Origin of the sequence: Actinokineospora spheciospongiae, assembly GCF_003182415.1 — a bacterium.
Taxonomy (GTDB): domain Bacteria; phylum Actinomycetota; class Actinomycetes; order Mycobacteriales; family Pseudonocardiaceae; genus Actinokineospora; species Actinokineospora spheciospongiae.
The window spans coordinates 704422-716697 of sequence record NZ_QHCP01000002.1; the positions used below are offsets into that span (position 1 = coordinate 704422).

Sequence of the window (12276 nt, forward strand, 5' to 3'; positions counted from 1 at the left end):
GGGCCGGTCCTTCTGGCGGGGGGCTAGACGTACTGGGCGAGGTCCTGGGTGCCGAGCAGCACCGGGACGTTGTCGATCAGGCGGGTGGTGCCGAGGCGGGCCGCCACCAGCAGGCGGGCGTCGCCGCCGTCCGGGGCGGGACCCAGCTCGGGGTCGCGCAGGGCGAGGTAGTCGACCTTCAGCTCCGGGGTCCCGTCGAGCACGGCCCGGGCCGCATCGAGGACCGCGGTCGCCCCACCGGCACCGGCGTGTCCGCCCGCGGACAGGGCCGCGGACAGGGCGACGGCCGCCGTGCGCTGGGCGTCGTCGAGGTAGGCGTTGCGGGAGGACTTGGCCAGCCCGTCGCGGTCGCGGACGGTGGGGACCCCGACCACCTGGGTCTCCATGTCCAGGTCGCGCACCATCTTCTTGATCAGGACGAGCTGCTGGTAGTCCTTCTCACCGAACATGGCGTAGTCCGGGCGGACGATGTTGAGCAGCTTCGCCACCACCGTCAGCACCCCGCCGAAGTGCCCGGGCCGCACCGCGCCCTCCAGCTCCTCACCCAGGGGTCCGGGGTGGACGGTCACCTGCGCGCCCGGCGGGTAGAGGGCCTCGACCGGCGGGGTGAGGACCAGCTCGACCCGCTCGGCCTCGCACACCGCCAGGTCGGCCTCCAACGGCCGCGGGTAGCGCTCGAAGTCCTCACCCGGCCCGAACTGCAACGGGTTCACGAAGATCGACGCGACCAGCACCGTGTTCGGGATGCGGCGGGCGCGGGCCATCAGCTCCCGGTGGCCCTCGTGCAGGGCGCCCATGGTGGGCACGAACGCGATCTTGCGGCCGGTGGCCCGCAGCGCGCGGGTGACCCTGGCCAACTGCTGCGGGTCGTCGTGGACGTGCAGCTTCCCGGCGGTGAAGCGCGGGGCGGTCATCGTTGCTCCTGTGGTGGTTCGTGGTCGAGGGCGGCCAGGACGTCCGGAAGCTGGTCGGGGCGCAGCAGGCCCGCGGCACCCGCCCGGTCGGCGGTGCGGGCCGCCAGCGCCCGGTAGGCGGGCAGCAGGTCGGGGGCGTGCTCACCGAGCACGTCGACGTGCTTGGCCACGGTGCCGCTGTCACCGCGGGCCACCGGACCGGTGAGGGCGCGGTCACCGTGGCGCAGCGCGTTGTCCAGGGCGGCCGAGAGCAGCGGGGCGATCACCCGCTCGGCCAGGCCGGGGGCGGTCACGCCCGCTTCGCGCAGCAGGTCGGCGCAGTCACCCACCAGCGTCATCAGGTGGTTGGCGCCGTGCGACAGGGCGGTGTGGTAGAGCGGCCGGGTGGCTTCGGCGATGCGCACCGGCTCGGCACCCACCTCAACCACCAGCGCCTCGGCCACGCTCCAGGCCACCTCGTCCCCGTCGGCCGCGGTGACGCCGAAGGAGCAGGTCGCCACCCGGTGCAGGTCCTCGGCGCGGCCGGTGAAGGTCATCACCGGGTGCATGGCCAACGCCAACGCACCCGCGTCGACAGCAGGCTGCAGCACACCGACCCCGTTGGCACCGGAGGTGTGCACGACGATCTGCCCCGGCCGCAGCGCACCGGCGGCGGCGAGACCCCGCACCATGCCCGCCAACCGGTCGTCGGGGAGGGCGAGCAACACCAGGTCGGCGTTTGCGGCCACCTCGTCCGGCGGCCGGATCGGGGTGCCGGGCAGCAGTTCCTCGGCCCGGCGCAGCGATTCGCGGGACACCGCGGCCGCGGCGGTCACGGTGTGCCCGGCCCGCCCCAGGGCGGCACCCAGCACGGCACCAACGCGCCCCGCCGACACCACACCGACCCGCAACCGCGCAGGCCTGCTCACGACGCACCACCGGAGACCGGCACAACACCGAACGACATCGCCACGGCTCCTCGACCTCGTTCCAGTCCCGCATCGGCGCGGGTACCGGACGACGGCCGCGAGAGTAGCCGCCGCCGGGCCGGGGGGTGGCATCCGGGTGACGGCCACCACGCTGTCCGCTGGACCACAACGGCCCCAGCCGCACCCGGGAAGCGCCGTGCTGCCAGGAGCCGCACCCGGCACGGACCCGAGCCGCCAAGACCGGACGGCCCGCCATCGAAGCCAGCCGGTCACCCAGAACGCCGCTGGCGCAGCAACCAACCACCCACAAACCACCGGCCCGGCCACCAACTTGCCCGATCCCCACCGACCACCCCACCGCAAGCCGAGTCACCGGCCGCCCAAACCCACCGGGTGCAGCGACCGACCACCCCACCAACCGCTGGTCTGGCGATCAGCCACCCGAAATCCCACCAGGCGCTGCCACCCACCGCCCCAAACCCGGCGGCCCACCACGCCGAGCCCCACCGGCACAGCCGCCGACCACCCACCAACCGCCAGCCGAGCGACCCGCCACACCGGACCCACCGGGCGCAGCCGCCGACCACCCCGCCAACCGCCAGCCCGGCGGCCAGCCACCAGCGGCCCACCAGCGCAGCGGTGACCACCCCGCCAACCACCGGCCAGGCGGCCCGCCACCAGCAGCCCCACCGGGCGCAGCGAAACCCGGCCACCCAACGAAGCGGCGGTCCGGCTACGGCTCTGCCCGGGTGGGTGGATGTGCTTGGGTGGGGAAGGCGATCATGTGCAAGCCTGCCCGGGCTGTGAGGCACTCTTTCCGCCTCACTCGGTCGCACTGGGCACATGATCGCCGTAGGGGCCCCGCCCAAGCAGATCCACCCACCCGGGCCCGCCCCCAAAAATCCCGGGCCCTTGAAACACGACCGAGCAGATCGGCCCACCCAGCCCCCACCGCACAAGGTCTTGGGCTCGAAAGCACGGCAGGCGGATTCAGACAGGCACCGAGAACATCCCAGCTCGTCAAGCAGAAACCGAGGAACCGGGTTCGCGGTCACGGTGCGCGGAAGCCTGCACAGCACGCTTCCTGGCCTGCTTGAGCACGCTGATCAGCTTCGTCTCGTGCGCGGGCCCGGCGGGCCCGGCGGTGCCGACGGCCATGGCGTGCCACAGGAACGCCAGTTCGCTGACCGCAGCCTGGTACTCCTCCACAGCGGCGGCCGCCTGCCGCCCGTTGCGCCGCCGCACTCGGGCACGCCACTCCTTGCGCCCGTGCAGGCTGGCCAGCGCCTCGACCTCCGACGGCAGAATCCACCGCGATTCCACCATGGCGGGCAGGGCGGCGGCGATCACCCGCTGCTCCCGCTTGCGGTGCCAGCCGACCAGCCACAGCACGGAACCGAACAGCGGCACCATCAGCAGGAAGTACACCCCGAGGAAGGTCGAGGCGGTGCCGAGGGTGGCGGAGGCGTTCCAGGTGGCGTGCAGCAGGACCGCCGCGACGTACCCCGCGATGGGGGCGAGGACGCGGGTGCGCGCGGAGGTGGTGCGCGCGGCCACCCCGATCCCGATGCCGATCATGACCGTGAACAGCGGGTGGGTGAACGGCGAGAGCAGCCCGCGCAGCACGAACGCGGCGATCACCCCGGGCGAGGTGCTGTCGCCGAAGCCGTAGTCGGAGAACGCGCGGCCGAAGTAGTAGATGTTCTCGGTGAACGCGAACCCGGCCGCGGTGAACCCGGCGAACACGATCCCGTCGATGACCCCGTCGAACTCGGTGCGCAGGAACAGGTAGACGCCGAGGATGAACACCCCCTTGGCCGCCTCCTCGAACAGCGGCGCCGACACGACCGCGCTGAGCTTGTCCCCGTTGCCCTGCCCCAGCAGCAGGTCACCGACGGCCTCAGCGGTGTTGTTGATCAGCAGCGCGGTGATCGTCGCCCCGCACGCCCCCCACGCGAAAGCCGACCAGAGCAGCTTCGCGGGCTCCGGCTCCCACCGGTCCACCCACAGGAACGCCGCCACCACCGGCCCCACCGGCAACAGCGCGGCACCGACCCCCACCAACTCGGCCACCAACCCGACCCTGGCCGTGCTCAACGCCAACAGCGTCAGCCCGCACCCGGCGAGCACCACCAGGGCGACGACGGGCAGCAGGACCGTCAACCTGCGGGGCGTATGCCGGTGCAACTGCGCTTCAGACACGAACGGTGATCTTACGGAGCGAGGCGCGTGAACCCACCCAGCGGTGGACGCCCGCTGTGGACAACTCCGGCTCAGGTCCCCGGTTCTGTCGATGCCCCACACTTGGATTGATTCGGGGGCTGCTCAGAACGGCACTCGGCTGGCACGGCCTGTGCGCTGGTACCCAGCGGCGAGGTACGTCGGCGGCACAGCGGCAGCAGTGCGGTTGCGGCGCAGCAGCAGCGACACGGCGGCTGAGGCAGCGCGGCGGCAGCGGCATGGCAGCGGCGCGGCGGTGGCGGTGACAGCGGCGGCGGTGACAGCGGCGGCGATGGCGCGGCGCGCGGCGTGGCAGCGGTGGCGCGGCGCAGCAGTGGCGCGACGGCAGCGGCGATGCGGTGGCGTGCCACCGCGCGGCGGCGGCGATAGTGGTGCGGCGGCGGTGCGGCGGCGGCAGTGTGATGGCGCAGTGATGGTGCGGCGGCGGTGCAGTGGTGATGCGGCGATGCGGCGGTGGTGGCGTGCCGCCGCGCGGCGGCGCAGTGGTGGTGCAGTGGCAGGGGCGTGGTGGAGCAGCGGTGGTGATGTGGGGCTGTGGTGCTGGCTCAGTCGTCCTCGCGGCGGCGGCGTCGGCGGGGGGTGGCGCCGGTGCCGTGTGCGGCCAGCAGTTCCTCCACAGACTTGCCCTGCGCGTGCGAACCCGCCGGGGCGTTGCCCTCCGGGCGGGCGCGGCGGCCGGTGGATTCTCCGGGGGCGGTCGGGGCGTGCCTGCCCGGGTCCTCGGAGGTCGGGGCGGGTGGGAAGGCGCCCGTGGGGGTGCGGCGGCGGCCCGCGCCGTCGTCGGGGGTGTGTCGGGCGGCTGGTTCGGCGACGGGGGGGAAGGTGCCGCTCGGGGTGCGCCGGGGGTCGGTTGGGCTGTGCCGGGGGGTCGGGTCGGGGTGGGCGGCCGACGGGAACGATCCGGCGGGGGCGTGCCTGCCCGCCTGGGGTTCGGCGGGGGCGACCGAGGGGAACGTGCCGGTGGGGGCGCGGCGGCGGCCCACGGCATCGGCGGATTCACCGGGCTTGTGCTCGACCGGGGGAAATGTGCCGGTCGGCGCGCGGCGGCGGCCTGCGGCGTCCGCGGGGTCTTCCGGCCTGCGCTCGACCGGCGGGAACGAACCGGTGGGGGTGCGGCGATGGCCTGCGGCATCAGCAGGCTGATCCGACCTGCGCTCCACGGCGGGAAACGTGCCGGTCGGCGCACGGCGGCGGCCTGCGGCATCGGCAGGCTGATCCGACCTGCGCTCGACCGGCGGGAACGTCCCACTGGGAGTACGGCGATGACCTGCGCCATCAGCAGGCTGATCCGACCTGCGCTCCACCGCGGGAAACGTCCCCGTGGGCGCGCGGCGACGGCCTGCGGCATCCACCGACTCCTCCGGCGTGCGCTCCACGGGGAGGAACGTGCCGGACGGGGTGTACCTGCCTGATCCCGCCGCCTGCCTGCGGGGGTCGGGGGGTGGGTGAGAGCCGGGCGCCTGCTCGGCCGGGTGCCTGCGGCCGGGGTCGGCGGGGAAATCGGCGGGGGCGGGGCGGCGGGTGGCGGGGGGCTGCTCGGGCGCGGCGCGGGTCGGGTCCGGGGCGCGGCGGGGCTGGTCGGGGTGGGGTTCGGTGGGGAACGCCGCGGCGGTCTGTCTGCGCTGGTCGGGGCGAGCGGACTCCGGGTGAGCGGCGGGCGCCTGCTGGCGGCGGGGGTCTTGGGCCGGGAACGCGCTGGTGGGCGGTTCGCGGCGGGCGCTGTCGGAGTCGATCGGGGCCTGTTGCCTGCGCGGGGCGCCGTCGCGGCGGGGGGCTTCGGGGTCGGGTGGGGCTTGTTGTCGGCGCGGGTCTGGTGTGGGGGGGGTGCCCGGTGCGGGTTCGCCTCGGGCGTTTTCCGGCTGGGACGGGAAGGCGCCGCTCTGCTGGGGGCGGCACTGGTCCTGCTCCGGGGTCCCGGGTTGGGCGCGGCGGGTGTCCTGGCCGACGGGGCGGGAGCTCTCCTGCTCGGCCGGGAACGCGGCGCCCTGCCTGGTGGGGTGGGCGCCGGGGGTCCGGCGGGGGTCCGGTTCGCGGAGGCGTTCCGCCTCGTCGGTGCGCAGGGGTCTGCCGCCGCCGGGGTTGGCGACCGGGGGGAAGGCGTCGGCGCGGGGGCGGGACTCGGTGCGGTTGGGTGGGGCCTGGCGGGTGGTGGGCCTGCGGGGGGGTTCGGCGGCGGGCTGCTGGCGGGCGGTTTCCGGGACGGTGCGCCTGCGGGCCGTGACCGGGCGGCTGCCCTGGCCGGAGACCACCGCCGGTTGCTCGTCGCTGTCCCACGACGGCTGCCAGTCCGGGTCCATGCGGTCGCCCTCGAACCAGCCGTCGGGGCGTTCGACCGGGGGTTTGCCGACGCGGCCCATCATCTCGGTGGAGGCGTCGCCCGCGGCGGTGATGCGGCGCAGGGGTTTCGAGCCGCGGTTCTCCTCGGCCACGCCGCGCATCCGGGTGGCCTCGGCGTGCAGGGCGAAGCGCTCGACGAGGACCTCGCCGCCGCCGAGGAGTTGTTGCAGGTGCTCGCGCATGGCCTTGAGCTCCTCGCGCAGCTCGGCGAGGTCGGTGCCCGCCTTCTCCTGCGCGGCGCGCTCGGCCTCGGCCGCGGTCTCCAGCTCGAACTCGCGCCGGGCGGCGACCTCGCGTTCCAGCTCCAGCTCGTAGACGTGTTGCAGGTCCGCCGCCCGCTCGGCGCGGTCCCCGGCCTGTCTGCGGTAGCGGGCGGCGAGGAAGGCCCCCGCGAGCGCGGCCCACAGCGCGGCGACGACCCCCAGCCGCATCCACTTGAGGGAATCGCTGAAGACGAGCACCGCGGTGGAGGCGAGGGCCAGACCCAGCGCCGCGACGAGCAGCAGGCGCGCGGTGGGGGCGCTGTCCCGCTCGTCGAAGGTGTCGGTCCGGCCGGTCATGCGCCCTACCGTACCGGGCCGTTACCTCGACGAGACCAAATGGATCTCACGTTGTTGATCGCCGATCATCGGGGTAGGGGTCGTCCGGGGTGCGGCAGCAGTGCTCCAGCCACAGCGCCGCGCCGATGAGGATCGCCGCGCAGGCGGCGCCGACGACGGCGCTCGGCACGTCCTGCTTGGCCGCCGACACCCGCGAGCTCTCCGGCAGCACGTACCCGAGCACGCCCAGCCAGAGGCCGAGCATGATCGCGCCGAGCAGGGACGACGCCTTCGCCAGCGCCACGGCGCGGGCCGCCGCGAGCGCCTGCACCGGTTTGCCGCCCTTGCCCCGGATGCGCGAGCGCAGCGAGTACCCCAGCACGGCCTCCACGGCGGCGAGCACCAGCAGGGTGAGCCCGGCCAGGGTCGGCAGCGGCGGGAGGGAGCCGTAGAGGAGCCGACAACCGAAATACCCGATCAGGGCGCCGATTGCACCCGATGGGATGAGGTCGGCCGCCTTCGTCGCCTTCACCGCAGCTCCAGGTCGTCCCGGCGCCGCACGCCCGAGGTGTCCAGGGCGGACAGCAGGTCCCGCGCCGGGCCGCGCCCGGGCAGCACCGCGTCCGGTTCGACGTCGAGCCACGGGACCAGCACGGTCGCCCGCTCCGCGGTGCCCGGGTGCGGCAGCAGCAGTTCCGGGTGGTCGCTGGTCACACCGTCCACGGTGACCACGTCGACGTCGAGCGTGCGCGGCCCCCACCGCTGCTCGCGGACCCGGCCTGCCGCGTCCTCCGCCGCCTGCCCGCGGCGCAGCCAACCCCACCCGTCGAGGTCGGGGGACGAGACGACCAGGACGGCGTTGAGGAAGTCCGGCTGGTCGGTCACGCCCCACGCGGCCGTCTCGTAGACCGGTGACACGGCGACGAGCTCGGCCGCGAAGGCCTCGACCGCCGACCGCAGGTGTCCCAGCCGGTCGCCGAGGTTGGCCCCCAGCGACAGCACCGCCCGGCTCACCGCGCCCCGCCCCGGGAGCGGCGCGACCGGCGGACCGTGACGGCCACGTCGGCGAACGACAGCGGGATCGGCGCCGACGGCTTGTGCACGGTGACCTCCACGGCGTGCACCCGGTCGTCGGCCATCTCGGCGTCGGCGATCTCGGCGGCGACGGTTTCGATCAGGTCGCGCGGCGGACCGGAGACGACTTTGGCCGCGCGCTCGGCCAGTTCGCCGTAGTGCACGGTCTTGGTCAGGTCGTCGGTGGCGGCGGCCTCGGCCAGGTCCAACCACAGCGTGATGTCCACCACGAACTCTTGGCCGTCGCGGCGCTCGTGGTCGAAGACGCCGTGGTGCCCGCGCACGCGCAGGCCGGTCAGCGTGATCCGGTCGGTCATCCGGCAGCCCCCGTCATGGCGGCCACCACGGCCACCGCGTCCAGTGATCGGTCGACGTCGTGCACCCGCACCCCCCAGGCCCCGGCCGCGGCGGCCAGGGCGGTGATCGCCGCGGTGGCGTCCTCCCGGCCGTCCGGTGGGCGCGGGGTGCCGTCCGGCGCGGCCAGCAGGGTGCCGAGAAAGCGCTTGCGGGAAGCCCCCACCAGCACCGGGAAGCCCAGCCCCACCAGGCTGTCGAGGTGGCGCAGCAGCGCCCAGTTGTGCGCGCCGTTCTTGGCGAAGCCCAGCCCCGGGTCGAGCACGATCCGGTCGGTGGCCACCCCGGCGGCGACCGCGGCGTCGACCTGCGCGAGCAGTTCGGCGCGGACCTCGGCGACGACGTCGGTGTACTCGGCGAGGGAGTCCATGTCCCGGCTGTGCCCGCGCCAGTGCATCAGGACCCACGGCACCCCGGTCGCGGCGGCGACCTTCGCCATGTCCGGGTCGGCCAGCCCGCCGGACACGTCGTTGACCACCCGCGCCCCGGCCTCGACCGCCGCCTCCGCCACCCTGGCCCGGGTGGTGTCGACGCTGACGGCGACCCCGGCCGCGGCCAGCGCGCGCACGACCGGGACCACCCGCGCGGACTCGGTCGCCGCGTCGACCCTGGCCGCCCCGGGCCGGGTCGACTCGCCGCCGACGTCGACCAGGTCGGCCCCGCGCCGCCACAGCGCGAGGCCGTGGTGGACCGCGTCGTCCACGTCGAGGTAGCGGCCGCCGTCGGAGAACGAGTCGGGCGTCACGTTCAGCACGCCCACCACCGCGCAGCGGCCGGGGTCGGGGAGGGTCACCGGCTGCGCCCGTTGATTAGCTGCATCGCCTCCGCGCGGGAGGAGGCCGAGGTCTTGAACTGCCCGCGCAGCGCGGAGGTGACCGTGCGCGCGCCGGGCTTGCGGACCCCGCGCATGGCCATGCACAGGTGCTCGGCCTCGATGACCACGATCGCGCCGCGCGCGTCCAGCTTGCGCATCACCGCGTCGGCCACCTGCGAGGTCAACCGCTCCTGCACCTGCGGGCGCTTGGCGTAGAGGTCGACCAGCCGGGCCAGCTTGGACAGCCCGGTGACCCGGCCGGTCAGCGCCGGGATGTACCCGACGTGCGCGACGCCGTGGAACGGCACCAGGTGGTGCTCGCAGGTGGAGTACATCGGGATGTCGGTCACCAGGACCAGTTCCTCGTGGCTGACGTCGAAGGTCTTGTCGAGCACCGCGTCGGGCTCGGTGTAGAGACCGGCGAACAGCTCGGCGTAGGCCCGCGCCACGCGGGCCGGGGTTTCCCGCAGCCCCTCGCGGTCGGGGTCCTCACCGCAGGCGAGGAGCAGTTCCCGCACCGCGTTCTCGGCGCGGGCCGGGTCGAAAGCCGGGGCTGGGACGGCAGCCGTCCCAGCCCCGTTGTTCGTTGTGGTCATCGGTACCTCCGTCGATCGCGGCGGCCACACGCCGCCACCATCGCATTAGGAACCGTTGCCGCGTCCGTCGGAGTCCCGCTCCCGACCGTTGGGATCGTCACCCCGCGGCGGCTGACCCCCACCCTGGCCGGGCTGCCACTGCTGCGGCGGCCCGCCCTGCGGCCCGGTGGCCGGGGTCCACCCGGGCGGGGCGCCGTAGTGCGGCGGTCCCGAGTTGCGGCCGGGCTGGTAGGCCTGCCCGTACGGCGGGGGCGTCCCGTTGGGTCCGGGCTGCCCGTAGGGCGGCGGGGTCCCGTTGGGCGTCCCGTTCGTCGGCGGCAGCCCCGGGTTGGAGTGGGGCGGGCCACCGGGGAGGTCACCCGCGCCGGGGATGGCCGCCACCGGCGTCGGCACCGACTCGCGCTCGTTGTCCTCCGGCCACGGCTCGCCGCGCTCGATGGCCTGCTCGCGGCGGGTCTTGATCGGCGGCTTGTCCGACGGGGTGCGCTGGCCGAAGTCGTTGAACGCGGTGATCCTCGGCCGCTTCTCGACGTTGGAGAAGATCCGCTCCAGGTCCTTGCGGGTGAGCGTCTCCTTCTCCAGCAGCTCCTCGACCAGCGAGTCGAGGATGTCGCGGTAGGTGTTGAGCACCTCCCACGCCTCGGTGTGCGCGGCCTCGATCAGCGCGCGCACCTCCTCGTCGATCTCGTGCGCGACCTCGAGGGAGTAGTCGGCGCCGTGGCCCATCGACCGGCCCAGGAACGGGTCGCCCTGGTCCTGGCCGTAGCGGACCGCGCCGAGCCGGGCGCTCATGCCGTACTCGGTCACCATCGCCTTGGCGATCTTGGTGGCCTGGTCGATGTCGCTGGAGGCACCGGTTGTGGGCTCGTGGAACACCAGCTCCTCGGCCGAGCGGCCGCCGAGCGCGAACACCAGCCGGGCGATCATCTCCGAGCGGGTCATGAGCTGCTTGTCGTCCTCGGGGACGACAAGCGCGTGCCCGCCGGTGCGCCCGCGCGGCAGGATGGTCAGCTTGTAGACCGGCTCCAGGTCGGGCATCGCCCACGCGGCGAGCGCGTGCCCGCCCTCGTGGTAGGCGGTGATCTTCTTCTCCTTGTCGGAGATGATCCGGCTCTTGCGCGCCGGACCGCCGACGACCCGGTCGACCGACTCCTCCAGGGCGGCGCTGTCGATCAGCGTGCCGTTCTGGCGGGCGGTGAGCAGCGCGGCCTCGTTGAGCACGTTGGCCAGGTCGGCGCCGGACATGCCGACGGTCCGCTTGGCCAGGCCGTCGAGGTCGGCGTCCGGGGCGATCGGCTTGCCCTTGGAGTGCACCTGCAGGATCTTCTTGCGGCCGGTCAGGTCCGGGGCCGACACCGGGATCTGCCGGTCGAACCGGCCGGGGCGCAGCAGCGCCGGGTCCAGGATGTCGGGCCGGTTGGTGGCCGCGATCAGGATGATGCCGCCGCGGGCGTCGAAGCCGTCCATCTCGACGAGCAACTGGTTGAGGGTCTGCTCGCGCTCGTCGTGCCCGCCGCCGAGGCCCGCGCCGCGCTGGCGGCCGACCGCGTCGATCTCGTCGACGAAGATGATGCACGGGGAGTTCTGCTTGGCCTGCTCGAACAGGTCGCGCACCCGGGAGGCGCCGACGCCGACGAACATCTCCACGAAGTCCGACCCGGAGATCGAGTAGAACGGCACCCCGGCCTCACCGGCGACGGCCCTGGCCAGCAGGGTCTTGCCGGTTCCCGGCGGGCCGTAGAGCAGCACGCCCTTGGGGATCTTCGCGCCGAGCGCCTGGTAGCGGCTCGGGTTCTGCAGGAAGTCCTTGATCTCGTAGAGCTCTTCCACGGCCTCGTCGGCGCCCGCGACGTCGGCGAACGTCGTCTTGGGCATGTCCTTGGGCAGTTGCTTGGCCTTGGACTTGCCGAAGTTGAGGACCCGGTTCCCGCCGCCCTGGGCGTTGTTCATCATCCACATCAGCAGCAGCAACAGCAGGCCGAGCGGGATGATGAAGATCAGGATCTGGGTGAGGAACGAGTCCTGGGTCACCGCGGTCTTGAACTCGGTGCCGTCCGCGCCGATCAGGGCCTGGTAGATCTGCCCGGTGGCCCCGGCGGGGTACTGGGTCAGGACCTGGGTGACCTGTTGGCCGTCCTGCTCGACGGGTTGGCGGAGGGTGAGCTTGAGCTGCTGCTCCTTGTCGCCCAGCTCGGCGGTCTTGACGTTGCCCTTGCTGATCTCGGCGACGGCCTTGGAGGTGGGTACGGTCGTGTACCCGCGCGTGTCGTCGAACAGCATGCTGACGGCGAAGTAGATCAGCAACACTGCCAAGATCCACAGCAGCGGGTTGCGTAGCAGGCGCTTGCGGTCCATGCACTTACGGCCGCGGTGGCGGCCTCCACCCTCCCTGACTTGCCTGTGAGGGCAATGACGACCATTGCCCCACCGGACGGGGCCTCCGGTCCTCCCAGAGTACCGCCCGCTCGGGCACCCCCACCGGACGAAGTGCGGTTGGGC

The 12276-nt window shown here is 73.9% G+C and carries 10 protein-coding genes; all 10 read right to left on the reverse strand.

Translation table 11 applies throughout. The features are described 5' to 3' along the window. Positions 1-23: 23 nt before the first annotated feature. The 10 genes from panC to ftsH all read right to left on the reverse strand — a co-directional run bounded on the left by panC (position 24) and on the right by ftsH (position 12132). Positions 24-914, reverse strand: a complete 891-nt coding sequence (panC, locus tag DFQ13_RS06820; RefSeq protein ID WP_110079197.1) for a pantoate--beta-alanine ligase — start codon at positions 912-914, stop codon at positions 24-26. After that, on the reverse strand, positions 911-1822 hold the full coding sequence (locus tag DFQ13_RS06825) for a Rossmann-like and DUF2520 domain-containing protein (RefSeq protein ID WP_110079198.1): 912 nt from the start codon (positions 1820-1822) through the stop codon (positions 911-913). The genes panC and DFQ13_RS06825 overlap by 4 nt, the downstream gene beginning before the upstream one ends. Positions 1823-2842: 1020 nt before the next feature. Next, positions 2843-4024, reverse strand: coding sequence for a PrsW family intramembrane metalloprotease (locus DFQ13_RS06830; protein WP_233438284.1), 1182 nt, complete (start codon positions 4022-4024; stop codon positions 2843-2845). Positions 4025-4608: 584 nt separating this feature from the next. Next, on the reverse strand, positions 4609-6960 hold the full coding sequence (locus DFQ13_RS06835; protein WP_110079200.1) for a DUF6779 domain-containing protein: 2352 nt from the start codon (positions 6958-6960) through the stop codon (positions 4609-4611). A gap of 46 nt (positions 6961-7006) precedes the next feature. Next, positions 7007-7471: a DUF3180 domain-containing protein gene (locus DFQ13_RS06840; RefSeq protein WP_035287340.1), complete on the reverse strand. Its 465-nt coding sequence runs from the start codon at positions 7469-7471 to the stop codon at positions 7007-7009. After that, the gene (gene folK, locus DFQ13_RS06845; protein ID WP_110079201.1) at positions 7468-7953 is read right to left on the reverse strand and encodes a 2-amino-4-hydroxy-6-hydroxymethyldihydropteridine diphosphokinase; all 486 of its coding nucleotides are present in this window, start codon (positions 7951-7953) and stop codon (positions 7468-7470) included. The genes DFQ13_RS06840 and folK overlap by 4 nt, the downstream gene beginning before the upstream one ends. Further along, positions 7950-8330: a dihydroneopterin aldolase gene (gene folB / locus DFQ13_RS06850; RefSeq protein WP_110079202.1), complete on the reverse strand. Its 381-nt coding sequence runs from the start codon at positions 8328-8330 to the stop codon at positions 7950-7952. The genes folK and folB overlap by 4 nt, the downstream gene beginning before the upstream one ends. Continuing rightward, positions 8327-9160 (reverse strand): dihydropteroate synthase, encoded by an 834-nt coding sequence (folP, locus tag DFQ13_RS06855; protein WP_456049226.1) that lies wholly within the window; start codon positions 9158-9160, stop codon positions 8327-8329. Before folP ends, folB begins: the two co-directional genes overlap by 4 nt. Further along, complete coding sequence (folE, locus tag DFQ13_RS06860; protein ID WP_035287331.1) at positions 9157-9777, reverse strand: GTP cyclohydrolase I FolE; 621 nt, start codon at positions 9775-9777, stop codon at positions 9157-9159. Before folE ends, folP begins: the two co-directional genes overlap by 4 nt. 45 nt (positions 9778-9822) lie before the next feature. Then, positions 9823-12132, reverse strand: a complete 2310-nt coding sequence (ftsH, locus tag DFQ13_RS06865) for an ATP-dependent zinc metalloprotease FtsH (RefSeq protein WP_035287328.1) — start codon at positions 12130-12132, stop codon at positions 9823-9825. Positions 12133-12276 lie beyond the last annotated feature (144 nt).